The 25307-nt window shown below is 65.3% G+C and carries 25 protein-coding genes; 12 read left to right on the forward strand and 13 right to left on the reverse strand.

The annotated features are described in order from the left end of the window. The first annotated feature begins 32 nt into the window (after positions 1-32). Together groL and WI560_RS08095 are read left to right on the forward strand one after the other, a co-directional pair. The gene (gene groL / locus WI560_RS08090) at positions 33-1652 is read left to right on the forward strand and encodes a chaperonin GroEL (protein WP_375307569.1); all 1620 of its coding nucleotides are present in this window, start codon (positions 33-35) and stop codon (positions 1650-1652) included. 89 nt (positions 1653-1741) lie between these two features. Next, positions 1742-2074, forward strand: coding sequence for a hypothetical protein (locus WI560_RS08095; RefSeq protein WP_375307570.1), 333 nt, complete (start codon positions 1742-1744; stop codon positions 2072-2074). A 430-nt stretch (positions 2075-2504) separates the two neighbouring features. On the opposite strand, the gene rpoH is transcribed toward WI560_RS08095, so the two are convergent. The 5 genes from rpoH to WI560_RS08120 all read right to left on the reverse strand — a co-directional run bounded on the left by rpoH (position 2505) and on the right by WI560_RS08120 (position 7149). Next, positions 2505-3404, reverse strand: a complete 900-nt coding sequence (rpoH, locus tag WI560_RS08100) for an RNA polymerase sigma factor RpoH (RefSeq protein WP_257177203.1) — start codon at positions 3402-3404, stop codon at positions 2505-2507. A 493-nt stretch (positions 3405-3897) separates the two neighbouring features. Beyond that, positions 3898-4077: a hypothetical protein gene (locus WI560_RS08105; RefSeq protein WP_257177204.1), complete on the reverse strand. Its 180-nt coding sequence runs from the start codon at positions 4075-4077 to the stop codon at positions 3898-3900. 32 nt (positions 4078-4109) lie between these two features. Beyond that, on the reverse strand, positions 4110-5951 hold the full coding sequence (gene ftsH / locus WI560_RS08110; RefSeq protein ID WP_257177205.1) for an ATP-dependent zinc metalloprotease FtsH: 1842 nt from the start codon (positions 5949-5951) through the stop codon (positions 4110-4112). 192 nt (positions 5952-6143) lie between these two features. Continuing rightward, positions 6144-6422 (reverse strand): hypothetical protein, encoded by a 279-nt coding sequence (locus tag WI560_RS08115; protein WP_257177206.1) that lies wholly within the window; start codon positions 6420-6422, stop codon positions 6144-6146. A gap of 235 nt (positions 6423-6657) precedes the next feature. After that, positions 6658-7149, reverse strand: a complete 492-nt coding sequence (locus WI560_RS08120) for a MarR family winged helix-turn-helix transcriptional regulator (RefSeq protein ID WP_375307571.1) — start codon at positions 7147-7149, stop codon at positions 6658-6660. A gap of 125 nt (positions 7150-7274) precedes the next feature. Between WI560_RS08120 and WI560_RS08125 the strand changes: the two genes are divergently transcribed. The 5 genes from WI560_RS08125 (at position 7275) to WI560_RS08145 (ending at position 12664) form a co-directional block, all read left to right on the forward strand. Further along, positions 7275-7817, forward strand: a complete 543-nt coding sequence (locus tag WI560_RS08125) for a VOC family protein (protein ID WP_135162221.1) — start codon at positions 7275-7277, stop codon at positions 7815-7817. Positions 7818-7844: 27 nt separating this feature from the next. Continuing rightward, a complete protein-coding gene (locus tag WI560_RS08130; RefSeq protein ID WP_375307572.1) occupies positions 7845-9482 on the forward strand; it encodes an FAD-dependent oxidoreductase in 1638 nt (545 codons plus the stop codon). After that, positions 9479-9670, forward strand: coding sequence for a DUF2783 domain-containing protein (locus tag WI560_RS08135; protein WP_028135051.1), 192 nt, complete (start codon positions 9479-9481; stop codon positions 9668-9670). Before WI560_RS08130 ends, WI560_RS08135 begins: the two co-directional genes overlap by 4 nt. Positions 9671-9923: 253 nt before the next feature. Next, a complete protein-coding gene (locus tag WI560_RS08140) occupies positions 9924-10349 on the forward strand; it encodes an EF-hand domain-containing protein (RefSeq protein WP_375307573.1) in 426 nt (141 codons plus the stop codon). 29 nt (positions 10350-10378) lie between these two features. Continuing rightward, positions 10379-12664 (forward strand): heavy metal translocating P-type ATPase, encoded by a 2286-nt coding sequence (locus WI560_RS08145; protein WP_375307574.1) that lies wholly within the window; start codon positions 10379-10381, stop codon positions 12662-12664. Positions 12665-12677: 13 nt separating this feature from the next. Here WI560_RS08145 and WI560_RS08150 read toward each other — a convergent pair whose 3' ends face one another. Continuing rightward, the gene (locus WI560_RS08150) at positions 12678-13154 is read right to left on the reverse strand and encodes a hypothetical protein (protein WP_375307575.1); all 477 of its coding nucleotides are present in this window, start codon (positions 13152-13154) and stop codon (positions 12678-12680) included. A gap of 234 nt (positions 13155-13388) precedes the next feature. On the opposite strand from WI560_RS08150, the gene WI560_RS08155 reads away from it, so the two are divergent. Further along, positions 13389-14738, forward strand: coding sequence for a ferric reductase-like transmembrane domain-containing protein (locus WI560_RS08155; RefSeq protein ID WP_375307576.1), 1350 nt, complete (start codon positions 13389-13391; stop codon positions 14736-14738). An 84-nt stretch (positions 14739-14822) separates the two neighbouring features. Next, entirely contained in the window at positions 14823-16010 is a 1188-nt protein-coding gene (locus tag WI560_RS08160) for a CaiB/BaiF CoA transferase family protein (protein WP_375307577.1), read from the forward strand. On the opposite strand, the gene WI560_RS08165 is transcribed toward WI560_RS08160, so the two are convergent. The 5 genes from WI560_RS08165 to WI560_RS08185 all read right to left on the reverse strand — a co-directional run bounded on the left by WI560_RS08165 (position 16007) and on the right by WI560_RS08185 (position 21945). Beyond that, positions 16007-16735, reverse strand: coding sequence for a DUF72 domain-containing protein (locus tag WI560_RS08165; RefSeq protein ID WP_375307578.1), 729 nt, complete (start codon positions 16733-16735; stop codon positions 16007-16009). The genes WI560_RS08160 and WI560_RS08165 overlap by 4 nt on opposite strands. A gap of 97 nt (positions 16736-16832) precedes the next feature. After that, positions 16833-17981 carry an amidohydrolase gene (locus WI560_RS08170; protein WP_375307579.1) on the reverse strand — a complete coding sequence of 383 codons (1149 nt, stop codon included), beginning with the start codon at positions 17979-17981 and terminating at the stop codon, positions 16833-16835. Positions 17982-18208: 227 nt separating this feature from the next. Then, on the reverse strand, positions 18209-19297 hold the full coding sequence (locus tag WI560_RS08175; RefSeq protein ID WP_375307580.1) for a mandelate racemase/muconate lactonizing enzyme family protein: 1089 nt from the start codon (positions 19295-19297) through the stop codon (positions 18209-18211). 143 nt (positions 19298-19440) lie between these two features. Continuing rightward, positions 19441-20634: a M20/M25/M40 family metallo-hydrolase gene (locus WI560_RS08180; protein WP_375307581.1), complete on the reverse strand. Its 1194-nt coding sequence runs from the start codon at positions 20632-20634 to the stop codon at positions 19441-19443. Between the two features lie 69 nt (positions 20635-20703). Further along, on the reverse strand, positions 20704-21945 hold the full coding sequence (locus tag WI560_RS08185; RefSeq protein ID WP_375307582.1) for an MFS transporter: 1242 nt from the start codon (positions 21943-21945) through the stop codon (positions 20704-20706). Positions 21946-22288: 343 nt separating this feature from the next. Here WI560_RS08185 and WI560_RS08190 point away from each other — a divergent pair, with 343 nt between their 5' ends. Together WI560_RS08190 and WI560_RS08195 are read left to right on the forward strand one after the other, a co-directional pair. Then, positions 22289-22549 carry a hypothetical protein gene (locus WI560_RS08190; protein WP_257193441.1) on the forward strand — a complete coding sequence of 87 codons (261 nt, stop codon included), beginning with the start codon at positions 22289-22291 and terminating at the stop codon, positions 22547-22549. A 136-nt stretch (positions 22550-22685) separates the two neighbouring features. Further along, positions 22686-22868, forward strand: a complete 183-nt coding sequence (locus WI560_RS08195) for a hypothetical protein (RefSeq protein ID WP_375307583.1) — start codon at positions 22686-22688, stop codon at positions 22866-22868. Positions 22869-22928: 60 nt separating this feature from the next. Here WI560_RS08195 and WI560_RS08200 read toward each other — a convergent pair whose 3' ends face one another. Together WI560_RS08200 and WI560_RS08205 are read right to left on the reverse strand one after the other, a co-directional pair. Continuing rightward, complete coding sequence (locus tag WI560_RS08200; RefSeq protein ID WP_375307584.1) at positions 22929-23204, reverse strand: HGGxSTG domain-containing protein; 276 nt, start codon at positions 23202-23204, stop codon at positions 22929-22931. Beyond that, the gene (locus tag WI560_RS08205; RefSeq protein ID WP_375307585.1) at positions 23201-23857 is read right to left on the reverse strand and encodes a hypothetical protein; all 657 of its coding nucleotides are present in this window, start codon (positions 23855-23857) and stop codon (positions 23201-23203) included. The genes WI560_RS08200 and WI560_RS08205 overlap by 4 nt, the downstream gene beginning before the upstream one ends. A gap of 463 nt (positions 23858-24320) precedes the next feature. On the opposite strand from WI560_RS08205, the gene WI560_RS08210 reads away from it, so the two are divergent. Continuing rightward, positions 24321-25304 (forward strand): Bug family tripartite tricarboxylate transporter substrate binding protein, encoded by a 984-nt coding sequence (locus WI560_RS08210; RefSeq protein WP_375307586.1) that lies wholly within the window; start codon positions 24321-24323, stop codon positions 25302-25304. The last annotated feature ends 3 nt before the right edge of the window (positions 25305-25307 follow it).

Consider the following 25307-nt stretch of genomic DNA (forward strand, 5'->3'; position numbering starts at 1 on the left):
TGACAGTCATCGAACAGAAAGGAGTATGCAACATGGCTGCCAAGGACGTGAAGTTTGCGACCGAGGCCCGCGAGCGCATGCTGCGGGGCGTCGACACACTGGCGAACGCGGTGAAGGTCACGCTCGGTCCAAAGGGACGCAACGTCGTCATCGAGAAATCCTTTGGCGCACCGCGCATCACCAAGGACGGCGTCACTGTCGCCAAGGAGATCGAACTGGAGGACAAGTTCGAGAATATGGGCGCCCAGATGGTGCGCGAGGTCGCTTCGAAGACCAATGATCTCGCCGGAGACGGCACCACCACGGCAACCGTTCTGGCGCAGGCCATCGTCAAGGAAGGTGCCAAAGCCGTCGCCGCCGGCATGAATCCGATGGATCTCAAGCGCGGCATCGACCTTGCCGTGGACGCCATCGTCACCGACCTCAAGTCGCACGCCAAGAAGGTCACCTCCAACGACGAGATCGCCCAAGTCGGCACCATCTCCGCCAACGGCGATACGGAGATCGGCCGCTTCCTGGCGGAGGCCATGCAGAAGGTCGGCAACGAGGGCGTGATCACGGTCGAAGAGGCCAAAAGCCTGCACACCGAGCTTGAGGTGGTCGAGGGCATGCAGTTCGACCGTGGCTATGTTTCCCCCTATTTCGTCACCAACGCGGAGAAGATGCGGGCCGAGCTCGAGGATCCCTATGTGCTGATCCACGAGAAGAAGCTGTCGGGTCTGCAGTCGATGCTGCCGCTGCTCGAACAGGTCGTGCAATCCGGCAAGCCGCTCCTGATCATCGCCGAGGAGGTCGAGGGCGAGGCGCTGGCGACGCTGGTCGTCAACCGTCTGCGCGGCGGCCTGAAGGTGGCCGCGGTCAAGGCGCCCGGCTTTGGCGATCGCCGCAAGGCGATGCTGGAGGACATTGCGATCCTCACCGGCGGCACGGTGATCTCCGAAGACCTCGGCATCAAGCTCGAAAACGTCACGGTGAAAATGCTGGGCCGTGCCAAGAAGGTCGTGATCGACAAGGAGAACACCACGATCGTCGACGGGGCCGGCGCCAAGAAGGACATCGAGGCGCGTAGCCAGCAGATCAGGGCTCAGATCGAAGAGACGACCTCGGATTACGACCGTGAGAAGCTCCAGGAGCGGCTGGCCAAGCTGGCAGGCGGCGTCGCCGTGATCCGGGTCGGCGGCGCGACCGAGGTCGAGGTCAAGGAACGCAAGGACCGTGTGGACGATGCCCTGCATGCGACGCGGGCTGCCGTCGAGGAAGGCATCCTGCCCGGCGGCGGCGTGGCCCTGCTGCGTGCCCTCAAGGCGCTGGATGTCGTCAAGACCGCCAATGCGGACCAGAAGGCCGGTGTCGATATCGTGCGTCGCGCCATCCAGGTGCCTGCCCGGCAGATTGTGCAGAATGCGGGCGAGGACGGTTCCGTCATCGTCGGCAAGCTCCTCGAGAACGAGACCTACACGTGGGGCTTCAACGCGGCGACGGGCGAGTACCAGGACATGGTCCAGGCTGGCGTAATCGATCCTGCCAAGGTGGTGCGTACCGCCTTGCAGGATGCGGCCTCGGTTGCCTCGCTGCTCATCACGACCGAAGCGCTGGTGGCTGACAAGCCGAAGAAGGCCGAACCGGCGAGCGCTCCCGCGATGGACTTCTGAGACGAACGGGCCCGGCGGTGCCGCCGGGCTCGTTTTCCCTGAGCGTTGTCACGATCATTGGATCTGTTGTCGAACGATTGGAGAATGAGATGATCAAGCATCGTACTTTCTCCGCTCGCGCGGAGAACACGCAAATGGCGCGGCACCTCGCGGCCTTGGCCGTTGCCGCCAGCCTCTCGCTCGTGCCCGTTGCGGCCCATGGCGCCGAGAGTCCCGGCTCTGGAGCCAATGCAGCAGACACTTTCGAACGGTTGAGGTTGCCGCCGATCCCATACCTGGACACGATGCCGTGGTCGAATTGGGAGCGGGCCAACGCCACTATGAAGGTGGATACGTTGCTGTCGCCGGTTCTTGGGCCATCGGGTATCCGTCTCGACGCTACCCCGCACGAGCATGGTCGGCCGCAGCCTGCCATGAGCTGAGGCGTCGGAGCGGCCGCGCGCCGCTCCGCTGTCTGCGGAGGTCCGTTGCCTTGAACCGACTAGCCGAGGCGCGAGCATCGAAAGAACGCGACGGTCATCCGTTATGCTCATGCGGCATGGCTACGCAGCGGTTCGCATGCTCAAGCGAAAGGAGGTGACGAGAGATGAGAGGCATCGTTGTTGCCGTCGCCTTGTTGGGAATGGCAAATGTACTCCAGGCCAGGGAGACGGACTTTCCGCGCGGAGAGGTACGGAGCTCGGCAGCGCCCGCCCGGCAGCTCGCGACAAGCTCCGGTGCGGCCTCACGCACCGACACTGAGAAGCCGCGCCGCATCGAGCGCAAGAGCGCCGACTTTTCGGCCGAGCGCATTGTCCCTGACATCTGCACCGGGTGCTGATCGGCCTTCCGGCCGATCAGCGGTTCTGGTTCTCACCGGGCCACGGTGATGGCCGCAGAGCCCGGATCGGTGAGGCGGGCGCAGACCTTCGCCTTGATCCGTTGCAGCGCGCGCTGCTCGATCTGTCGGATACGCTCGCGCGAGATGCCGAACTGACCGGCAAGGTCCTCCAGCGTCTTGTGCGGCTCGTCCAGATATCGTGCCCTGATGATGCTGTGCTCGCGGGGCGACAGTGCGGCAAGGGCTTCGGCGAGGGCGGTCTTCTCTCGTTCACGATCGCTCGCCTCCAGCAGCAGGCTTTCGGGATCGGGGGAGGGATCCACGAGACGATCCTGCCACTCGTCCCCCTCGGTATCGGCGCTGAGCGGCACGTTCAGGGAGATGTCGCCGCGCAGCCGGCCGTCCATCTCGATCACGTCGCCTTCTCTCACGTTGAGGCAGCCCGCGATCTGCTTGAGCTGATCGGTGCGCAGATCGCCATCCTCCGGGACGCCGAGCCTGCTCTTCAGCTTGCGCAGGTTGAAGAACAGCTTCTTCTGCGCCGCGGTGGTGCCGAGCTTGACGAGCGACCAAGATCTGAGGATGTACTCCTGCACGGCCGCCTTGATCCACCAATTCGCATAAGTTGCGAGCCGAAAGCCTTTCTCCGGATCGAACCGCTTGACAGCCAACATCAGCCCGACATTGGCTTCGGAGATGAGGTCGGCGATGGCGAGGCCATAGCGCCGATGTTGAAGCGCTATTTTCGCCGCCAGCCGCAGGTGGCTGGTCACCAGGCGGTAGGCCGCCTCGGGGTCGCCGCAATCACGCAGGCGGCGAGCATATTCAATTTCCTCCGGAGCCTCGAGCAACGGAAATCGATGGATCTCGTTCAGATAGCGGGACAGCCCGCGTTCGGAATGGATCGCAGGAAGCGACGAGAGCGCTAGCATCGCTCATTGCTCCTCGACACCATTCTTGCGCAGAGCCGCTGCGCCTGCTGCCTGAAGCAACGAGCGCGTCGCGTCTGCAGGCCGCACTGTTTGGGTACAGGTCCTTCTCATGTCCAAATCCTCCAGAGAGCAAGTTGGTCAGAACCACCGATCGCCTGATCCGCTGAGCCCAGCCAGGCACCCAGACGCTCTCAGGCCAGTGGTGCCATTAAGAATTTGACAATGAGCGGAATGTTCCGGTGTGAACGACCGCCGAGGCGGCAGGGCAATCGCATGCCGCGGCGATTTTCACTGAGGTGCGCGCTCAGACCGTCCCTTGAACCGCGGCGTCTTCATTCTACCTTCGTCCATGCAGCCGGCGGTTTGCGTGTGCTCAGCGAGCAGCCGGGGGCGCCCGACGGCACCTATGGTTGGTTTGAGGGATGGACAATTATCGTGATCTCGTCAGCGCGGCTCTCGCGCTGTTGTGCGCCGGCGTGATGTTGGTCGCCGGTCACCTCTTCATCGAATGGCGCGCCAGGAATGGAGATTCCGGCATGGGAATGGAGGCGCCCAGCAGCGAAGACTTGCCTTTGCCGATGATCTCGAACGGTTCGCCGTCAAGCCGGAAGATGATCGAACTTCCGGCGGAACTCAGGCGGAAGCGGGCCGTGTAGAGGCCGGTCTCGCGCATGAGGCGTCGAATGCCCGCGCCCGTCGCGACGCTCAGATCGCCCGCAATCCGTCCTTCGGCATTTCCTGGATCAGCGCATCGATATCGCTCTGCTCCAGGGTTTCCTTCTCCAGGAGCTTCTTTGCGGCACGGTCCAGGATCGGCCGCCGCGTCTTCAGGATGCCCTGGGTGCGCTGGAAGACCTGGTCGACGATGGCCTTCACCTCCTGGTCGACCGCAGCCGCGGTCTCTTCCGCATAGTCGCGCTCGCGGCCCGGGTAGGGGCGGTCCGCGCCGGCGAGGAAATTGCCGGGATCACGCTCATAGGCGACACTGCCGAGCTTCTCGGACATGCCGTAACGCGTCACCATGCTGCGCGCGATGTCGGTCACCCGGCGCAGGTCGTCGGCCGCACCCGTCGACAAATGCCCGAACACGATCAGCTCGGCCGCGCGCCCGCCGAGCAGCACCGCCATCTTGTTCTCCAGCTCCTCCTTCGTCATCAGGAAGCGGTCCTCGATCGGTCTCTGGATGGTGTAGCCGAGCGCCCCCACGCCACGTGGAATGATCGACACCTTGTGCACGGGGTCGGTCCCGGGCAGCGAAAGCGCGACCAAGGCGTGTCCCATCTCGTGATAGGCGACGATCTCGCGTTCTTTGGCATTGAGCAGGCGGTTGCGCTTCTCGAGGCCTGCCACCATGCGCTCGACCGCATTGTTGAAGTCGCTCATGCTCACTGCGTCGGCCCCGCGGCGGGTCGCCAGAAGCGCGGCTTCGTTGACGAGATTGGCAAGGTCCGCGCCGGTAAAGCCGGGGGTCAGGGCTGCGACCGTCTCCGCCTCGACATGCTCGGCGAGGCGCACCTTCTTCATGTGGACCTTGAGGATCTCGATGCGGCCCTTCTTGTCGGGGCGGTCGACCAGCACCTGCCGGTCGAAGCGGCCGGCGCGGAGCAGGGCGGGGTCGAGGATTTCCGGCCTGTTGGTGGCGGCGAGGATGACGAGTCCGGAGCGGGAATCGAAGCCGTCGAGTTCGACCAGCAGCTGGTTGAGCGTCTGCTCCTTCTCGTCGTGGCCACCGGCGAAGGGGCCGATGCCGCGGGCGCGGCCAAGCGCGTCGAGTTCGTCGATGAAGATGATGGCCGGCGCCTTTTCGTGCGCCTGCTTGAACAGGTCCCGCACCCGCGCCGCGCCGACGCCGACGAACATCTCGACGAACTCCGAACCGGAGATCGAGAAGAACGGCACTCTGGCTTCGCCCGCGACAGCCTTGGCCAGCAGGGTCTTGCCTGTGCCCGGCGGGCCGACCAGCAGCACGCCTTTCGGCATGCGGCCGCCAAGTCGGCCATAATCGGTGGGGTTCTTCAGGAAATCGACCACCTCGCGAAGCTCGTCCTTGGCTTCGTCGACCCCTGCGACGTCGGCAAAGGTGACGCCGGTGTTGGACTCGACATAGACCTTGGCCTTGCTCTTGCCGATCGCCATCAGCCCACCGCCGATGCCGCCGCCCTCCGCCATGCGGCGGCCGATGTACCACCACAGGCCGAAGAACAGCAGCACGGGCATAACCCACGACAGGAGGTCACGCAGGAACGTGCTTTCAATCTGTCCGGTGAAGCGGACATTGTGTTTCTCCAGCTCCTGCGCGACATCCTGGTCGACCCGCGTGGTGACGAATTGCTTCTGTCCGCCGGCGAGCGGCTCCTTCAGCGTGCCTTGCAGGGTCCGGTCGGAAATGCCGACAGTGTCGACCTTCCCCTGGCGCAGCAATTGCTGATATTCGCTGTAGGGAATCACGGCGATCTGGCTGGCCGTGGAGATGAGATGCTGGATCAAGAACACCGCGAAGATTGCGGCAACGGCATATCCGAGATTGAAGCGGACATTCTTGTTCATGCGAGAGCAGATCCGATGCTGTTTGCGCCGGCGGGTCGCGTCGAGGCGCATGTTGCGCGCGCGATCAGGGCCCGGGACGCGTCCGGACCTGCGTCGTATCGACAGAACTTTTCCTCCTGCCTTCCGTTCCCGGTGTCTCCGCACGTAGGGACACGCGCCGACAGGGCCCGGCCGGAGCCGGGCCTTGTCCCGTCACCAGGCGTACCAATAGGGGTAGGCGGGTGGATAATAGCGCACAGTCCGATAGTACCGGGGTCCATAATGATACCCCGGCGGCCCGTAGACCGGCGCGTAGTACACCGGCGGGGCGGTCGCGGCGGCCAATGCTCCCGTGAACAGGCCGAGCGCGACGGCTGGACCTATGCCCGGGCCGCCCCAATGATGATGGCCCCGCCAGTGGGCCGAAGCCGGCGCAATCGTTCCGATGAGGAGCGTTGCTGCCGCGGCGATTGCAAGAGCAAGCTTTCTCATGTGACTTCCCTCGAATACGCGCCCGCGAGCGCGGGCTCTTCCATCCTCTGTATGAGTTTCGTTTCGCCGAACACGCGGCCCGGCAGCGTCTGAATTAGGATGGGCGGCGACGACTTCAAGTCTGGAGCTGCGTGCCTTTGACGTTTGGTCGCAGTGCGCAAGGCATCATGTCCATCGCGCTTCTCCGCGCCGGATTGCGGCCGGGCGCTGATCATGACGTCGGCCAAAGGACCGGCTAGCTCAACGCTGCCGATAGCTTGTGCATCGCCCGGTCGAGCACCTCCACCTCCTCGGCGGTCAGCACGCCGAGCAGCTCCTTCTCCCGCGCCAATGCGAAAGGCACGATCTTGCGATAGAGCGCGCGGCCAGCCGGGGTCAGCGCGACGATCAGCTCGCGCCGATCGTCCGGATGATGCTTGCGGCTCGCGATGCCGCGCGACTGAAGGCCCTGGACGGCGCGGCTGACTTGCATCTTGTCGAGCGTCGTCAGCGGACCGATCTCCTTGGTCGCGATTTCCGTCTGTAGGCCGAGGATCGCAAGCACCCGCCATTCCTGCCGCGTCAGTGCAAAGCGTTCGGAATAGACTTCGGCAACGGCCAGCGACACCTGTTCGGCGAGGCGCGCCAGCCGGTACGGAAAATATTCCTGCAGGTCGAGCTGGCTACCCTCCTGCGCCGTCATGCGCTCGGTCGCCTCCCGGCCACGCGCCGTCCCCGAACGTCCCATCACACCATTTCCGCGCCGCAGGTCCACCTGGCGGATTCTTCCGAGCCGGTTGATCCAGATCAAATCCAAGAAATAGTAACATCTGATACCAATTTCGCAACGGCAAGTCCAGGGAGCGAGACATCATGAAAATCGAGAAGATCCATCACGTCGCCTATCGCTGTGTCGACGCCAAGGCCACCGTCGAGTTCTACAAGAAGGTCATGAACATGGATCTTCTCGGCGCCATTGCCGAGGACCGGGTGCCGTCGACCAAGGCGCCGGATCCCTACATGCACATCTTCCTCGATGCCGGGAACGGCAACATCCTCGCCTTCTTCGAGCTGCCGAACTCGCCGCCGATGGGCCGCGATCCCAACACGCCGGATTGGACCCAGCACATCGCCTTCCAGGTCAAGGATCTCGCCGAGCTCGACGAGGCCAAGGCGCGCGCGGAGGCCGCCGGCCTCGACGTCGTCGGCGTCACCGACCACACCATCTTCAAGTCGATCTATTTCCGCGATCCCAGCGGTCATCGCCTGGAGATCGCGGCCTGGACCGCGACGCCCGAGCAGATCGACCGCATGAAGTCGGTCGCCCACGAGATGGTCGAGGAATGGTCGCGCACCAAGCGTCCGCCGCGCCACACCGCCTGGATGCACGAGAAGGAATTCGCGGACGCGCATTGATCCTTGGCCCTGCATCAGGAAGCGAACATGACGAGCTACATCTATCCGAAGTTCGGCTATCGCCGGTCCCAGGAGCAGGCCGAGGGAATCGTGAAGCGGCATCCGATCGTAGTGGTCGGCGCAGGTCCCATCGGCCTGACCGCGGCGCTCGACTGCGCGGCACGCGGCCAGCCGGTCGTGGTGCTCGACGACAACGACACCGTCTCGATCGGCTCGCGCGCGGTCTGCTACGCCAAGCGTCCGCTCGAGATATGGGACCGCCTCGGTTGCGCGGCGCCGATGGTCGAGCGCGGCGTCAGCTGGAATGTCGGGAAGGTGTTCTTCCGGGACGAGCTGTCCTACCAGTTTAATCTGCTGCCCGAGGCCGACCACCAATGGCCGGCCATGATCAACCTGCAGCAATATCATCTGGAGGAGATGCTGGTCGCCCAATGCCGGGCCAATCCGCTGATCGAGCTGCGCTGGAAGCACCGCCTCATCAGCCTCAAGCAGGCCGCGGACCACGCGACCCTGGCGGTGGAGACGCCCGACGGCATCTTCACCATGGAGGCGCAATGGGTGATCGCCTGTGACGGCGCCAATTCCGACGTGCGCAAGATGGTCGGCGCCGAGTTCACCGGGCAGTTCTTCCAGGACCGCTTCCTGATCGCCGACGTCGCCATGAAGGCGGACTTCCCGACCGAGCGCTGGTTCTGGTTCGACCCGCCGTTCCACCCCGGCCAGTCCGTGCTGCTGCACCGGCAGGCCGACAACATCTGGCGCATCGACTTCCAGCTTGGCTGGGAGGCCAATCCCGATGAGGAAAAGCGGCCCGAGCGGGTGATCCCGCGCATTCGCGCCATGCTCGGCGAGGACACCGAGTTCACGCTCGAATGGGTCTCGATCTATCAGTTCGCCTGCCGGCGCATCGACAATTTCCGGCAAGGCAGGGTGCTGTTCGCCGGCGATGCCGCGCATCAGGTCTCGCCGTTCGGCGCACGCGGCGCCAACACCGGCGTGCAGGACATCGACAATCTCGCCTGGAAGCTCGCGATGGTGCTGCGCGGCGAAGCCTCGGAAGCGCTGCTCGACAGCTATCACGAGGAGCGTGCCAATGCCGCGGACGACAACATCCTGAACTCGACGCGGGCCACCGACTTCATCACCCCGAAGACCAAACCCAGCCGCTATTTCCGTGACGCGGTGCTGGAGCTCGCCCGGCATCACGGCTTTGCCCGGCCGCTGGTCAACAGCGGGCGGCTCTCGACGCCGACCCCTTATTTGACGTCGGCGCTCAACACGCCGGACCAGGACGCGGTGCCGGGAGGCATGCGGCCCGGCACGAATGCGGCGGATGCGCCGATCGCGGTGGACGGCAAGCCGGCCTGGTTCCTGCATTGTCTCGGCGACGGCTTCACGGTCGTGGCCTTCGGCGAGGTGAGCGACAAGACCGAGATCGCAGTCGGGCCGTTCACGGCGAAGCTCATTCTCGTCGGCCGCGACATCGAGGATCCCACAGGTCTTCTTGCGGAGCGTTACGGCGCTGCGCCCGGAACCACCTATCTGTTCCGCCCCGATCAATATGTCGCCGCGCGCTGGAGCGGATTCGACGAGGCCAGGATCACACAGGCGGTGCTGCGCGCCGCCGGCCACGACACCGCCGACCGGACGGAGCTTGCGGCATGATGCTCAATTTGTCGCCGAACATCGCTGACCCCGACGATTTCTATGCCGAGCTGATCAACAGCCAGCGCGACCTCGACGAGGAGCAGGCGCTGCGCATGAACGCCCGGCTGATCCTGCTGCTCGCCAATCACATCGGCGACCGCAAGGTGCTGACCGAGGCGATCGGCTGCGCCCGCAGGGACGGCTAGCTCGCGGAGACACCGGCCGCATCGACGCAGGAGGTCGGACGAAGCCGCCGCAGCGCCGGGTTCCGGTCGTGCGATCTCGCCGGCCGGATTCGGCGCCAAGGTCATTTCGCGTCGAAAAGCCACGGGCGCAAGCTGGAGCACGAGCCGCCTTTTCTTGACTTAGCTCAAGATGAACTCGGCGAAGTTCGACATCCTCCCAGGTTCACACCAAGGTCGGAGGACGTCCATGATAGGCCGAACCGTTGCTGCAGGATTGCTGTTCGCCATCCTGGGCCAGCCAGCTCTGGCGCAATCGCCGGCGGACCATCAGAGCCATCAATCAGGACAGGACCAGGCGCCGGCGTCGCCGCAGGCGAGCTCTCCTGCAAACCCATCCGCCGAGGGGCAAAGCTCGACCCGCGGCGGAGATATGATGGGAATGATGAGGCGCGGCATGATGGGACAAGGCATGAAGGGGCATGGCACAGGCGGTGACGCCGTGGAGCCGCCGGTTGCCTTCCGCGTCATCTTCGCGCTGATGGATGCGGATGGTGACGGGACCGTGGCGTTGCCCGAATTTCAGGCCGCTCACGAGCGAATTTTCAAGGCAATGGATCGCGACAAGGACGGGAAGCTCACGCCTGAGGAGATGATGACGTTCATGCACAGGAACAAGAGCGCCGTCGCGCCACAGCATTGAGCCGAACCGAAGGGCGGGCGCGCCAAGCCATGTCGTTTGATCGGGTGCTGCGATGGGCTTTGGTTGCGATCGCAATCGCAGGATTGGCCGCGGGTATTCTCGCGCGAGCCGCGGGCCGGCCTGATCTCGCCGATGTCGCCTGGGCGCTCGGCACGGCGCCCGTGATCGTGGGGTTGGCGGTCTCGATCGTCCAGGATCTGCTGCGAGGCCGCCTCGGCGTGGACGCGATCGCGCTGCTGTCGATGAGTGCGGCGCTGGCGCTCGGACAGCCGCTCGCAGGCGCCGTGGTCGCGCTGATGTATTCCGGCGGCAACGTGCTGGAGGAGATCGCGGTCGCACGGGCCGAGCATGATCTCAGGTCCCTGGTCGATCGGGCGCCGCGGCAGGTCCATCGCAAGTCTGGCGAGCGGATCGAGGATGTTCCGGTCGAGGCTGTCGCGGTCGGCGAAGAGCTGCTGGTCAAGGCCGGCGAGATCGTGCCGGTCGACGGGGTCGTTGCGTCGGCTTTTGCCACGATCGACGAGTCCGCGGTGACCGGCGAACCGATTCCGGTGGAGAAGACGCGCGGAAGCGCCGTTCTTTCCGGTTCTCTGAATGCGGGTGAGACCTTCCAGCTGACCGTGACCGCGCCGGCGAGCGAGAGCACCTACGCGGGCATCGTGCGCATGGTGACTGCGGCGCAAACGGCGAGAGCGCCCTTTGTGCGGTTGGCCGATCGGTATGCGCTGATCTTTCTGCCCGTAACGCTCGTCGTCGCCTTCGTAGCCTGGCACATCTCCGGTGACGTGACCCGCAGTCTTGCCGTGCTGGTGGCGGCGACGCCTTGCCCCCTGATCCTGGCCGCGCCCGTCGCCTTCATCGCCGGGGTGGCGCGAGCGGCCCGCCGCGGTATCCTGGTCAAGGGCGGAAGGGCGCTGGAGGCGCTTGCCCGTGCGCACACGGTGCTGTTCGACAAGACCGGGACCCTGACTGTAGGCGGGGCGCGGCTATTGTCCGTGGAGGTTGCGCCGGGCGAGGATCCGGCTGAGGTCCTCGCGCTCGGGGCCTCGCTCGAGCAGGCGTCGCATCACGTGCTGGCGAAGGCGGTTGTCGCCGCGGCCCTCGCCCAAGGGCTCGAGCTGAAGCCGCCGGAGCACGTCAAGGAGACCATGGGGTCCGGCCTCAGCGGCCAGATCGATGGACGGCATGTGGCGGCGGGCTCGCGAGAGATGCTTCTCTCCCGTGCCGAGCTCTCGCCGTGGGAGCTGCGGGCGATTCGTCGTGCCTCGTGGCGCTCGGCGCTGATCGTCTTTGTCGCGGTGGACGGCCGCCTCGTCGGCGCGTTGCTGCTTGCCGACGAATTGCGAGCCGATACACCGCGGGCGATCCGGCTGCTGCGCGATGCCGGCATCGCGCGCATGGTGATGGTCACGGGTGATCGCGCCGCCGCGGCGCAGGCCATCGGGGCCGCGCTCGACCTCGATGCCGTGCTGGCCGATCGCGTTCCCTCGGACAAGGTCGAAGCGGTGCGGAGCGAGCAGCGGCTGCATCCGACCATCATGGTCGGCGACGGCATCAATGACGCTCCCGCGCTGGCCGTGGCCGACACCGGGGTCGCGCTCGGCGCGCGCGGGGCCAGCGCCTCCTCGGAGGCGGCGGATGTGGTGATTCTGACGGATCGGCTCGATCGGGTCGGCGAAGCGATCATCATCGCGCAGCGTGCGCGGCGCATTGCCCTGCAAAGCATCTTCGTCGGGATGGGATTGTCGTTGGTGGCAATGGCCGCCGCCAGCCTCGGCTGGTTAGCTCCCGTGCCCGCCGCGATCGTTCAGGAGGTGATCGATGTCGCCGTCATTCTGAACGCGCTGCGAGCGCTCAATCCACCCCTGGTCAGGGGTGGACCGCGTCTCACGGCGGAGCAGGGGCTGACGTTGCATCACGATCATCAGGCCTTGCTCAGGGATCTCGACCGCTTGCGCCACATCGTCGATGCGCTGGATGATGCGGTGCCCGAAGCTGCCGCCGCCCTGATTGATGAAGCCCACCGCCTGGTGCAGGGCAGCGTCGTGCTGCACGAGCGCGAGGACGAGGACAGCGTCTATCCGAAGCTCACGGAGGTGCTGCGCGACCGCCATGGGCTCGCTGCCATGAGCCGTGCGCATCGCGAGATATTGCATCTTGCGCGGCTGCTCGCACGGATCGCGGAGGATCTGCCGTCGGAGAAGATCGACCGCTACCTCATCCGAGACGCCCAGCGCGTGATCGAGGCGATCGAAACGCTGGTGCGCATGCACACGGCCCAGGAGGAGGATATCTACGAGGCCGTCGCCGCATAACCGTCAATCGATCTCAGTGTTCCAGCGGTCGCCAGCCGGCGTGGTCGAAATACCGGCCGTATTGAGCGAGCGCCCGCACGATCTTCACGGCTCCCTGATCGCGGCCTGTGCCGCTCTTCATTTTGGCCGCACCGTCGATGATCTGCTCGAGAACGAGATGGAGCTGCTGATCGGCCTGCTCGGGCAGCTTGCAGTTTGCCACGACGTCATCGACCTGCGCCTGGATTCGCGCGGCCAGAGCCTCATATTGCGCAGGCGTAAACACATTGCTGTGAATGGGCGCCAGCGATTGCCTCATCGCGAGAGCGATGTCGTTCATGCCGCGGCGCAGGACATCGTCGGTCGGCCACTTCTTGCCGTGGTCGAGCTGCGGCCGGGCGGTCTCGGTTGGTCCTTCGTGCGCGTGTGGCCCGGCGGCGAGGGCAGGCTGTCCGACGGCAAGACACAGCGCGAGGGCGGCCAGCGCGAACGATTTGGTCGGGATCATCATGGATTTCCTCCGGAGAGCTTCTTGCATCCAGATGGGGATTCGCGACGGACGGGAGTTTGTGCTGGAGCAAAGTCGCGGGCTGAACGAGCTGCGGCCCCACGACGCAGGATGCGCCGGGAGCCAGGCGCCGGACCGTCGTCGGCCAATGCAGCCCATCATGAACGAGCTTTGAGTCAGCTCAATGCAACGCAGCGCGATTGGCTCAAGCTGGGTAACTCGTGAGGGAAGGGCGACATGCAGAAGCTCAAACGGGTCTTTTGGGGCAGTCTGGCGGTTCTCGTCCTGCTGTGGCTGATTGCGGAGCCGCAGCCATTTGGCCCGGGCCCCTTCTTCCCGCTTCGCGAGAGGATGGTCCAGTTGAGTGGCGTCCTTGCCATCGGTTGCATGAGCATGGCGATGATCCTCGCGCTGCGACCGCGTTGGCCTGAGGCGTGGCTGGGCGGTCTCGACAAGATGTACCGCTTGCACAAATGGTTCGGGATCGCGGCCCTCGTGACGGCGGTTGTCCATTGGCTCTGGGCCAATGGTCCGAAATGGGCGGTCGGTTGGGGGTTGCTGACCCGACCGCAGCGTGGACCAAGGCCCGCCATCGACAATCCCATCGAGGCTTTTTTCAACGGCCTGCATGGAGCGGCGGAGGGGCTGGGCGAATGGGCCTTCTACGGCACAGTAGTGCTGATTGCTTTGGCGCTCATCCAAATGTTTCCCTATCGGCTCTTCTACAAGACGCATCGGCTCCTCGCCGTCGCATATCTGGTCCTGGTCTTTCATGCGGTCACGTTGATCAAGTTCAGCTACTGGATGTCGCCGCTCGGCTGGATCGTCGCGGCGCTGCTTGCCGTCGGAACATGGGCGGCGCTCGTTGCGCTGTTGCGACGCATTGGCGCCCAACGCCAGGTCCAGGGCAGGATCACCTCGCTCAAATATTATCCCGGCGTCAGAGCAATCGAGACCGAGATCGAGGTGCCCCATGGCTGGCCGGGGCATAGGCCGGGCCAGTTCGCATTCGCCACGTCCGACCTCTCCGAGGGCGCGCATCCCTACACGATCGCCTCCGGCTGGAACGCTGCAGACCCCAGAATCATCTTCATCACCAAGGAACTTGGCGACCACACCAGCCGGCTGCGGGACAAGCTCCGTGTCGGGCAGGAGGTGAAGGTGGAAGGGCCCTATGGCTGCTTCACCTTCGACGACGATTGCTCGCATCAGATCTGGATCGGCGGCGGTATTGGCATCACCCCCTTCGTTGCCCGCATGAAACAGGCGGCCATGAAGAACGTTCCCGGCTGCTCTGTCGCGCAGGCGGTTGATCTCTTCCACACCACCGCTGATGTGGATGAAGAAGCCCTCGGCAGGCTTGCGGCAGATGCACGCTCGGCAGATGTTCGTCTCCACGTTCTCATCGACGCCCGCGATGGCCGCTTGACCGGCGACCGCATTCGCGAAGCAGTACCGCAATGGCGCGAGGCGAGCATCTGGTTTTGCGGTCCGGCGGCTTTCGGGGAGGCGCTCAGGCGAGACTTCCGTGCGCACGGCTTTCCTGTCGAACTGCGGTTTCATCAGGAGCTGTTCGCGATGCGATGACGAAAGCCGCATGTGCCTTCCGCTTCCCAGCTTGCCCCGGCAGCCTTTCCCTGTAATCTGCAACAAACAACAGGGAAGGGATCGATGGGGGGAGTCTTGGAAGGCGTGCGTGTGCTCGATTTCGGGCGCTATATCGCCGGGCCCTATTGCGCGACGCTGCTGGCCGAATTCGGCGCCGAGGTCATTCGCGTCGAGAAGCGCGACGGCAGCGAGGACCGCTTCGTGGCGCCGGTCGGCGAAAACGGCGAAGGCGCGCTGTTTCTCCAGGTCAACCGCAACAAGAAGTGCGTCACGCTCGATCCGATGAAGCCGGAAGGGCAGGAGGTGATGCGCCGCCTGGTGGCGACCGCAGACGTCGTCGTCGCCAATCTGCCGCCGCAGACCCTGCGCGCGATGAAGCTGGACTACGAGTCCCTGAAGGCGATCAAGCCCGACATCATCCTGACCACGGCGACCGCGTTCGGCGGGCCCGGCCCGTGGTCCGACCGCGTCGGCTTCGACGGTGCCGGGCAGGTGATGTCCGGCTCGGTGTACATGACGGGCGCAGGCGATCCGCCGTACCGCGCCGCGGTGAACTGGGTCGATTTCGGCACCGCGCTGCATTGCGCGTTCGGCACGCTCGCCGCCCTGATCGAGCGCGGCAAGTCCGGGCGCGGACAGATCGTGGAGGGCGCTCTGCTCGCAACCGCGTTGTCCTTCACCAACGCGACGCTGATCGAGCAGGCGCTGATCAACGTCAACCGCGTGCCGACAGGCAATCTCGGCCAGACCGCGGCTCCCGCCGACATCTACCGCACCAGGGACGGCTGGGTGCTGTGCCAGGTCACGGGCCATCCGCTGTTCAAGCGCTGGGCGCGGCTGATGGGCGAGGAGGACGTATGGCTGAACGATCCGCGCTTTGCCGACGATATCAGCCGCGGCAACAACGGCCGCATCATCAGCGAGCGGATGGCGCGCTGGTGCGCCGAGCGTACCACGCAGGAGGCCGTCGATACGCTGGGCCAGGCCATGATTCCAACCGGCCCCGTGCTCTCGCCGCAACAGGCGCTGGATCATCCGCACATCCGTGCCGCCGGCTTTATGCAGGACGTCGACTATCCCGGCCTGCCGAGCCCGGCCCCGGTGACACGGGCCGCGGTCCGGCTGTCGGAAACGCCGGGCGAAATCGCAAGCCGCCCGCCGACGCTCGGCGAGCACACTGATCGCGTCCTCAAAGAGCTCGGCTATGACGCCGCGGAAATCGCGGCGCTTCGGCAGGGCGGCATCATCTAGGATCGCAGCAGCCGCTTCAGCGCCAGTGCGTCGGCTGGGGCGGCGCTCTTCTGGTCATTGTCGAAATAGACGTAGACGTCGCAGCCCTGCCGCTTCCAGGACTTGATGCGCTTGGCCCATTGCGCCAGCGCGGGTTTCGTATAGTGGCCGTGATATCGGCCGCTCGGCCCGTGCCCGCGCACATAGACGAAATCCGCCGTGCGCTTCCACGGCGCCGGCGCGTCGTGATGGTCGGACAGGCAGAGCGAGATGTTCTCGTCCGCCAGCATGCGCAGGATGCGCGGCTGATACCAGCTCGGATGCCGGAATTCGAAGCTGTAACGCCGCTTCCGCGACAGCAGCTTGAAGAAGGCTGCAAGGCGATCGGGATTCGCCTCGAATTGCGGCGGCAGCTGGAACAGGATCGGGCCGGCCTTGCCGCCGAGCCTGGAGATGCGGTCCTCCAGCAGCTCGAGGCTGTTGACGGAGCGCTCCGACAGGCGCTTCCAATGCGTGATGAATTTCGACGCCTTCCAGGCGAAGATGAAATCCGGCCCGGTCTGCTCGCGCCATCCCTTCACCGCTTCGGGCGTCGGCGTGCGGTAGAACACGCCGTTCAGCTCCGTGGTGTCGAACTGCCCGGCGTAGTAGCTGAGCTGCTGCTTCAGCGTCACGCCCTCCGGAAAGAACGGGCCGCGCCAGGAATCGTAATGCCAGCCCGAGGTTCCGATCAGAACGCGCGCCATCGATCTGCCATCCGTTGGACGCGGCGGGAGGCCGCGCGCCTTGTTGGAGGCAACGTTCGTTCGCAAGATATGTTGCTGTCGGCGTGGCGGGCGTAGATCAGTTCGACGCCAGCGCCGCCTTGGCCACCTCGGCCATCCAGCTCGACGCCACGGGCAGGATGGCGTCGTTGAAGTCGTAGCGCGGGCCGTGCAGCTCGGCACCGTTGCGCAATTCACCATTGCCGATCCAGACGAAGGCGCCCGGCCGCTGCTGGAGATAATGGGCAAAATCCTCGCCGGCCATGCTGGGCGCGAGGTCGCGCCGCACGGGCGCCCGGACCTTTTCCGCGGCGATGCGCGCGAGGTCCGCCTCATCAGGCGTGTTGACCACCACACCCACCCCCCAGACGATCTCGGGCGTGACCTTGACGCCAAAGCTGGTCGCGATTCCGGCACAGGTGCGTTCGATGCCGTCGAGGATGACGTCCTTGACCGCTTCGCGGTGGTAGCGCAGCGTGCCGCGGATGGTGACGCGTCCCGCGATCTGGTTCGGCGCGGTGCCGCCTTCGATGGTGGAGAGCGACAGCACGGCGGTGTCGAGCGGATCGACGCCCCGCGCCACGATCGATTGCATCGCCACGATCAGATGGCCGGCCGCCATCACCGGATCGCGCGTCAGGTGCGGCATGCCGGCGTGGCCCGCATGGCCCTCGATGGTGATGGTGATGCGTCCGCCGGAGGCCATGACGACGCCGTCGTGCACGGCGATGGTGCCGGCGGCAAGGCCGGGCCAATTGTGGAAGCCGAACACGCGCTGCATCGGAAAGCGATCGAACAGCCCGGCTGCGACCATCGCGCGCGAGCCGCCAAAACCTTCCTCCGCCGGCTGAAAGATGAGATCGACCGTGCCGCTCCAGCTGGTATCAGTGGCGAGCAGCGCGGCAGCGCCGAGCAGCGCGGCGGTGTGGCCGTCATGGCCGCAGGCATGCATCACGCCTGGCGTCTTGGACGAATAGGGCAGGCCGGTGTCCTCGGTGATCGGCAGCGCGTCCATGTCGGCACGCAAGCCGACGCGGCTTTGCGCATGCCCGCGCGTCAAGGTCGCGACGATGCCGTGGCCGCCTATACCGGCCTCGAACGGAATGCCGAGCTCGGTGAGCCTGTCCTGCACGAAGGCGGCGGTCTCCTTCTCCTGGAGCGACAGCTCCGGGTGGGCATGAAGGTGCCGGCGCCACGCGGTCAGTTTCTGGTGCAGCTCAGGTGTCAAGGCAACGCTCTCTCGCAAGGTGTCGATTGTCGTCACCATAACGGATTATCGCGGTGATGCACCTGGCGCCTTGGAATGCCTCGCGTGCAGCCACATCGTCATGGCCGGGCTTGACCCGGCCATCCACGTCTTCCTCTCGGCATAAAGAACGTGGATGCCCGGGCCTTCGCCGCGCCGAAGCGGCTTCGGCCGCGCAGGCGGGACAAGCCCGGCCATGACGGCGTGCTCTACGCGGCCAGCTTCGCCAGCCCCTTCCAGTCGAAGCTGATGCCATGGCCGGGCCGGTCGGGCGCCAGCGCTTTGCCGTCCTCGAGCACCAGCGGATGCTCGATGTATCTGTCCAGCCCAAAGCCGTGCGCCTCCAGATAGGAGCGGTTCGGGCAGGCCGCGAGCAAATGCACGGTGATGTCGTGGGCGCCGTGGCTGGTGACGGGCAGATTGAAAGCTTCCGCCAGCCGCGCGATCTTCATGAAGGCGGAAACGCCGCCGCAATTGGTGACGTCGGGCTCTGGATAGGACACCGCGCCGCCGGCGATGTAGCTCTTGAACTCCCACAGCGAGCGCAGATTCTCCCCCGCGGCGATCGGCACGCCGCCGGCCTGCAGGATGCGCGCGTGCCCGGCGACGTCGTCGGGGATGATCGGCTCTTCCAGCCAGGTGAGATCATAGGGAACGAAGGCGCGCGCGGCGCGGATTGCTTCCTCGACCGTCCACTTCATGTTGGCATCCGCCATCAGCGGAAAGCCGTCGCCGAGATGCTGTCGCATCGCGGAGATCTTCGCGACATCGGACTTGAGGTCAGGCCGGCCGACCTTCATCTTGATGGCGCGAAAGCCCTTCGCGAGATTGCCGTCGGTCTGCGCGAGCAGCTCATCCACGGAGAGATCGAGGTCGATGCCGCCGGCATAGCATGGCACCCGTCCGTCGAAGCCGCCGAGCAATCGGTACAGCGGCAGCTTGGCGCGCCGCGCCTTCAAATCCCACAGCGCGATGTCGAGCGCGGAGAGCGCCAGCACCACCGGCCCGCCGCGGCCGCCATAGTGCAGCGCCCACCAGACCTGCTGCCAGATCGCCTCGGTGTCGTCGGCCTCGCGCCCTTCGACCAGCGGCGGGATCTCGCGCCTGAGGATGTCCGCCGTCGCCCCGCCGTTGCGTCCCACCGTATAGGTGTAGCCGACACCCTCGGCACCATCGGCATCGCGGATGCGGCAGGTGATCAGCTCGAACGCCGTGATCTCGCCATGGGTGGAATCCGACAGCGTGACGGGGAGGGGGATCCGGTAGAGTCCGGTCTCGATATTGGCGATGCGCGGCATGGTGCCTCCCTGTTCTTCTTTTGGTTCGAAGGGTGGGTTAGCTAGCGGTTGCGCGCAAACGCCGGCGTAACCCACCTCTTCTGTTGCCGTGGATGGATATGGTGGTGGGTTACGCTGACGCTAACCCACCCTACAAACCCAACTCACCGCATCGTCGCGAGTTGCACGGCCAGTGCGCAGGCGCGGTCGTACTCGTCGAGATTGATCCACTCGTCGATCGTGTGTGCCTCGTTCTGGCCGGCGCCGAAGGTCACGGTCGGAATGCCGTGACGGACCATCCAATTGGCATCGAGGCCGCCATTGGCGGTGCGGACGTTCGGCGTGCCGCCGACTGCGGTCACGGCCTCGACCGCGCGCTTGATGACCGGTTGGCTGTCCTTCATGCGGAACGGATAATAGTCGGTCTCGGCCTTGAACTTGACCTTGCCGGACTTGCCCTGCGCATTCGTGACCTTCTTGGCCGCCTTCTCGAACGCGGCCTTGTAGGCTTTGGTGATCTCCTTGAAGAACTTGCCGTCATGGCTGCGGCTCTCGCCGCGCACATGGACGTAGTCGGTGACGACATTGGTGGCATCGCCAGCCGGGCGGCCTTCGCCGCCGGTGACCGGGCCGACATTGCTGGTGCCCTGCCGCTTGCCCTTCACCACCTTGCCGAACCAGCCACCGGCCTTCACGTCGGCGAGCGCCAGCGCCATGATCATGGTCGCGGAGATGCCGCGCTCCGGTGCGACGCCGGCATGCGAGGCGCGGCCGAAGATCTCGACGGTCCAGCGGTCGGCGCCGACGGCGCCGATGACGACATTGGACGCGGCGCCGCCGTCATAGTTGAAGGCCATCACCGGAGAGCCGAGCTCGTCCAGCTTGACGTGGCGGGCGCCGTAGAGCCCGCTCTCCTCGCGGACGCAGAACAACAGCGTGATTGGCGGATGATCGAGCTTCTGCTTCTCGAGCTCGGCCGCCAGCGTCACCAGCACGCCGCAGCCGCAGCGGTTGTCGCCGCCGAGCGCGGTCTTGGCCTCGTTGATGATCTTGCGTCCCGATTTCTTCGGCTTGGCGCCGGCGCAGAGCGGTACGGTGTCCATGTGCGTCATGAACATGATGCGCGGCTGGTTGTGCAGCGCGCCGCGGCCGGGCAGGTCGACGATGAGGTTGCCGGTCTCGGTCGGCACGGGAATGCGGGTGTTGGCATCATCGAGCCGGATCGCCTTCGCGGGCACGCCGCTCTCCTTCAGCGCGAACATGAGCTCGCGCCCGATCGCCGCCTCCTGTCCGGTGACGCCCTCCACAGCGAGGAAGCGCATGAGACGGTCGGTGGCGGCTTTGGTGTCGACAGGCATGGGTGATTCCTTTGGCGAGCGATCTCGTAGGACGCGAGGATGATGGGCTCGCGAAGAGCTCCAGCCATCCTACGAATTTGTTGCGGTGTAAGCCAAGAAGATCAGCACGCCGAGTGCCAGCATGGCAGCCATGAACAGCAGCACGGCCGGGAGTCCGGCGAGCGCTGCCACCGCGCCCGTCATCGACTGCATCAGCGCCGCGCCGAGGAAGAAGGCGAGGTTGATCGCGGCCAGCGCCTTGCCCGCCACTTGCGCATCGACGAGCTGGCGGGACATGCCGAACAGCAGCGGCTGGGCGGAGGTCGCAAGCCCAATCAGCACGAACAGCACGAGGTCGTATTGCGGCGGCATCACGGGTAGGCCTGATAGCACGGAGACCGCATAATGGGGTGCTCCGAGTGCCATCAGCGCCAGCAGCAGCGCTCCGGCCATATGCGAGCCCGCCACCAGCGCGCGACGCCGGCCGAGCCGGCGGTCGATCACGCCGATGACAAGCGGTCCTATGATCATGGCCAGCGTGAACGCGCCGAGCTGGTTGCCGGCCTCGACCCGCGACAATCCCTTGACGTCCATCAGCCACGGCCCGCCCCACAAGCCGCGCAGGACCAGCGAGCTCGCCAGCGATACCAGCGCCAGCGCGATCAGGCCGCGCAAGGGCCGCGAGAGGCCGAGCCTGAGCACCTCGATCATCTGCGCCAGCGGCGAGGACTCGTCCTTGTGCTCGGCCGGCTGATGCGGCACCAGCGCGAACACGGCGAGCGCGACCGCGACGCCGCCGAGCGCGGACATCCAGAACCCGGCGCGCCAACCCCAAGTGTCGACCACGAGGGCGAGCGGGCTCGCCGACAGCAGCATGCCGATATTGCCGATCGAGAGGATCGCGCCCGACCACAGCCCGAACCGCGCCGCAGACAATTGCTTCGCCGCCAGCGTCATCGGGCACATCAGCATGCCCGAGGTGGCGACCCCCAGCATGAACTGCCCGACCGCAAAGCTCGCAGGGCCGGTGGCAAACCCCGAGGCGACCGCGCCGAGCACGGTCCCCGCCAGCAGGCTCAGCGACACCGGTCGCACGCCGAAGCGATCCATTGCCGCCCCGACCGGGATCTGCGCCGCGGCAAACGCGAAAGGATAGATCGAGGTGAGGCTCGCCAGCGCCTGCGGCTCGAGATAGAAATCTGCCGCCATGAGGTCGAGGCTGACGGCCGGAATCGTGCGCAGCAGGGTCGAGAGCATGTGGCCGAAGGCGAGCGCGACGAGTGCAAGGATCAGCACGCGGGTGCCGGTGCCCGCGTCGTCGGTGGTGGCCATGAGCGTTCGATCCCGAAAAGGTTTTGGATGGCTTACATGATGGTAAGGGGAGCGCCAATGGCGGCAGCGCGCCCCCCTCATTCCGGATTGTGGTTTCAGCCGGCAGTCCGTGCGCAACTGGCCTGCACTGTAAAGACCGAGAGGCAGCCGGGAGGATCAACTTCTGCTTGCGCACACCCAGCTTCCGACACGGTCGGCGTCGTCCTCGGCCGGCGCGGATGGCCATGTCGATAGCGACGGCGATCGTCGCCGTTTCGCTTGTTCGCCAGTCGAGGCCGCGCCGATCGGGAAAAATAGGAACAAAGCGACGTCATCGCCCTTACCTTGGTGAGGAGACCTTCTGATGCTGCGCTCAAGACCGCCACGGGTCATTCGCACAACGCTTGATCTTGCGAACGCGAAGCAGGTCAAGTCCGTTCGCAAGCACCTCAAGATCTCCAATGCCGATCTGATCAGGATCGTCGATAAGATCGGCAACTCTCTGACGGCCATAGAGAAGGAAGTTCAGCTCGAAAAGCTTGAGCTGGTTGAGCAGTGCAGCGCGAAGGGTGGACACGATCCCCGGATAGATTCAATCATCCCATCCAAAGGAGAACTGAGATGAACGGCCTGATCTACCTCATAGGGCTAATCGTCGTGATCGCGGCCATTTTGTCATTCTTTGGCTTGCGCTGATCGTTCTCTGCGGGCCGGCGCGCACCCCGTCCGGGTGAAGCAGTCGGCAATTTGGTGTGTACCAAATGGATGATCTGCACCAGGTGAACACCATCATCGCCACGACCATTTGCGCGTTCTTCAAAGGACATCCCGACGCCCGGATCGGGACCGAAGAAGCCAAGCTGCTGGCGAAGCAGATTACCCAAGCGCTGGAGGAGGCAGGGCTGCAGATCTCTGCCGCCAATCCGGCGAACGGGCCGCACTAGCCTTTCGGCTGGCCAAGCCCCGGTGTGATCGACGCTTAACGTCTGAATGACCCGAATCCCTCAACTCGAGTCCAGTTCCTTCAAGAGTTCCCCGGCCTCGTCGAGTAACTCCCGGATCGCCCTTCGCTCCGCGATCCGCTCCGGCGTGAAGGCGCCGTGCTTGCGCGCGTTGCGGTTGCCCCATGGCGCACCCGATCCCAGGGCGCCGCCGTGCATGCGGCAGCGCAGCTTGCCACGCACGGCCGGCGCGCGGCAGGCGAGGCCGCCGCGCGTGCTGGCGCCGCAGCGCGGGCTCGCCGCCATTGCGCGCGTGTTGCGGACCCGATCCGCACTCATGCGGTGGCGCCCCGCAATATTTCGGTCCGGTCGTGCTGGTAGTCGCCGGTTTCGTCGGAGGGGACCAGTCCCGCGTCTTTCGCGGTGCCCGGCTCGCCCACGGTCAGGTGCGCATGCTGTGCGACATTCCCCACGATTGCGCTGCCGCCATCCTGCACCGACAGATTTTGCACCGTGATCGCACGCTCGCCGTTGCCGCGGTGGCGGTTGAGCGCTTCCATCTGCGCCGCGAAGGTGCGGGCCAGCCGGGTCAATGTGCGCGAAGCGCCTTCCTGCTGCGAGAGGCCCTCGGTGAAGGCAAGGCGAGATGCGGCGCGCATTGTGGCGACGTGAACGGACACCATCTGCGCCGTCAGCATGGCCTCGAGCGAATCCCTGGGCGCGATGCCTTTCACCATCGAGATCATGAAAGCGAGATTGTCCTCGTCGGGCTTCTGCAGGATCACGCTGGCTTTCATCAATTGCTTGAGGATGCCGTGCAGCGCGTCGCGGTCGACGGCGCCGAGCGCCTCGCCCATCAATCGTTCGCCGGTTTCGGCGTCCGGATGCTGGATCACGATGTCTTTTCGGTCGAGCTTGATCCGCGGGCTCGGCCGGTTTCCGCCATACCGGGCGACGGGCATCGTGCTGTTGCGTGTCAGGGCTGTCGTCATGTCGAGAGATCCTTTGGGCCCACGGCACGTGCCAGCAGGCTCCGCTGATGCGAAACCGGCGCGCAGCTGCTGTGCGGCGGTTGCGTTGTTAGATGTCGATGCAGGACTTGTTCGCGACCGAAGCGAGACCCACATGGTTGTGGAGGCCGATGCTCACGCGGATCGCGATGATGCCAGGATGCCCCTGTTTTGCCCGACGAGTCAATTGCGATTTCGTGCTATCCGAAGCCAAATTCGAAGCTTGCGGCCCTGCCGTAAGTCCTTGTTTCGACTGAGGCCGTCTACTGTGCATGGGGTTGTTTTCGCATTTTTTGTCTGGAGGAGGTGCGGACCTGCCGTGCTGCGGAATGAAGGCGGGCGAACGCGATTGCGAAATCCGGCGCGACCGCTATTCATGATCCTCCAATGCGTCGCACCAACAAGCCTGCACAAGCGGCGCTGGTGAGATCTGGGGAGAGAACCGATGCAACGAACCGTCCGCCTGCTGGCCGTCATCGCCGGATTGTGCGCCGCTGTGCTGCCCACCGAAGTCATGGCGCAGAAATACCCGGTGCGGCCGGTCAAGGTCATGGTCGGCTTCAGCGCGGGCGGGCCGGTCGATGTCGTCGCGCGCATTATCGGCAATCGCCTCGGCAGCAAGCTCGGACAGCCCTTCGTGGTCGAGAACCGCGCCGGCGCCAACGGCATGATCGCGGCCGAAGGGGTCGCGCGTGCCGATGCGGACGGCTACACCATGCTCGCCTGTAACTCCTCCACCATCACGCTGAACAGGACGCTGTTCAAGGACATCCGCTACGACCCGGAAAAGGACTTCGCGCCGCTCACCACCGTGGTGTCGGCGCCGCTGGTGCTGGTGGTCAATCCGGAGAATCCCAAGACGGCCGACATCAAGACCGTCGCCGATCTCGTCGCCGCGGCCAAGGCGGCGCCCGGGGCGCTGGCCTACGGCTCGGGCGGCAACGGCAACCTTGCCCATCTCGCCATGGAGCTGCTCAGCCAGAAGGCCGGCATCAAGCTGATCCACGTGCCCTATCGCGGCGGCTCGGCCGCCGAGGTCGGGATTCTCGCACAGGAGGTGCTGGCGGTGTTCGATCCGCTCTCCGCCGTGCCGCTGGTCAAGGCCGGCAAGCTGCGCGCGCTCGCGGTGTCGTCGGCCGAGCGGCTGCCGTCGCTGCCCGACGTGCCGACCGTCGCGGAAGCGGGCTATCCCGGCTTCGACATCTCGTTCTGGGTCGGCTTCTTCATGCCGAAATCGACGCCGGCGCCGATACTCGAGACGCTGCACCGGGAAATCGTCGCGGCGGCCAAGGATCCCGCAATCGCGGAGAAGCTGGGGTCGCAAGGCGTCGTCAGCGTGCTCAGCCCGGCCGACTACGCCGCCAAGATCGCGAAGGAGACGAAAGACCTTGCCGAGGTCGTGGCGGCGGCGAACATCAAGGCGGAGTGAGTC

This window comes from Bradyrhizobium sp. A11 (assembly GCF_042077125.1).
Lineage (GTDB): Bacteria > Pseudomonadota > Alphaproteobacteria > Rhizobiales > Xanthobacteraceae > Bradyrhizobium > Bradyrhizobium japonicum_B.

Bases quoted from the DNA above. Each gene is read 5' to 3' on its own strand.
- groL (WP_375307569.1), top strand. From the start codon at position 33: ATGGCTGCCAAGGACGTGAAGTTTGCGACCGAGGCCCGCGAGCGCATG.
- WI560_RS08095 (WP_375307570.1), top strand. From the start codon at position 1,742: ATGATCAAGCATCGTACTTTCTCCGCTCGCGCGGAGAACACGCAAATG.
- rpoH (WP_257177203.1), bottom strand. From the start codon at position 3,404: ATGCTAGCGCTCTCGTCGCTTCCTGCGATCCATTCCGAACGCGGGCTG.
- WI560_RS08105 (WP_257177204.1), bottom strand. From the start codon at position 4,077: ATGCGCGAGACCGGCCTCTACACGGCCCGCTTCCGCCTGAGTTCCGCC.
- ftsH (WP_257177205.1), bottom strand. From the start codon at position 5,951: ATGAACAAGAATGTCCGCTTCAATCTCGGATATGCCGTTGCCGCAATC.
- WI560_RS08115 (WP_257177206.1), bottom strand. From the start codon at position 6,422: ATGAGAAAGCTTGCTCTTGCAATCGCCGCGGCAGCAACGCTCCTCATC.
- WI560_RS08120 (WP_375307571.1), bottom strand. From the start codon at position 7,149: ATGGGACGTTCGGGGACGGCGCGTGGCCGGGAGGCGACCGAGCGCATG.
- WI560_RS08125 (WP_135162221.1), top strand. From the start codon at position 7,275: ATGAAAATCGAGAAGATCCATCACGTCGCCTATCGCTGTGTCGACGCC.
- WI560_RS08130 (WP_375307572.1), top strand. From the start codon at position 7,845: ATGACGAGCTACATCTATCCGAAGTTCGGCTATCGCCGGTCCCAGGAG.
- WI560_RS08135 (WP_028135051.1), top strand. From the start codon at position 9,479: ATGATGCTCAATTTGTCGCCGAACATCGCTGACCCCGACGATTTCTAT.
- WI560_RS08145 (WP_375307574.1), top strand. From the start codon at position 10,379: ATGTCGTTTGATCGGGTGCTGCGATGGGCTTTGGTTGCGATCGCAATC.
- WI560_RS08150 (WP_375307575.1), bottom strand. From the start codon at position 13,154: ATGATGATCCCGACCAAATCGTTCGCGCTGGCCGCCCTCGCGCTGTGT.
- WI560_RS08155 (WP_375307576.1), top strand. From the start codon at position 13,389: ATGCAGAAGCTCAAACGGGTCTTTTGGGGCAGTCTGGCGGTTCTCGTC.
- WI560_RS08160 (WP_375307577.1), top strand. From the start codon at position 14,823: ATGGGGGGAGTCTTGGAAGGCGTGCGTGTGCTCGATTTCGGGCGCTAT.
- WI560_RS08165 (WP_375307578.1), bottom strand. From the start codon at position 16,735: ATGGCGCGCGTTCTGATCGGAACCTCGGGCTGGCATTACGATTCCTGG.
- WI560_RS08175 (WP_375307580.1), bottom strand. From the start codon at position 19,297: ATGCCGCGCATCGCCAATATCGAGACCGGACTCTACCGGATCCCCCTC.
- WI560_RS08180 (WP_375307581.1), bottom strand. From the start codon at position 20,634: ATGCCTGTCGACACCAAAGCCGCCACCGACCGTCTCATGCGCTTCCTC.
- WI560_RS08185 (WP_375307582.1), bottom strand. From the start codon at position 21,945: ATGGCCACCACCGACGACGCGGGCACCGGCACCCGCGTGCTGATCCTT.
- WI560_RS08190 (WP_257193441.1), top strand. From the start codon at position 22,289: ATGCTGCGCTCAAGACCGCCACGGGTCATTCGCACAACGCTTGATCTT.
- WI560_RS08195 (WP_375307583.1), top strand. From the start codon at position 22,686: ATGGATGATCTGCACCAGGTGAACACCATCATCGCCACGACCATTTGC.
- WI560_RS08200 (WP_375307584.1), bottom strand. From the start codon at position 23,204: ATGAGTGCGGATCGGGTCCGCAACACGCGCGCAATGGCGGCGAGCCCG.
- WI560_RS08205 (WP_375307585.1), bottom strand. From the start codon at position 23,857: ATGACGACAGCCCTGACACGCAACAGCACGATGCCCGTCGCCCGGTAT.
- WI560_RS08210 (WP_375307586.1), top strand. From the start codon at position 24,321: ATGCAACGAACCGTCCGCCTGCTGGCCGTCATCGCCGGATTGTGCGCC.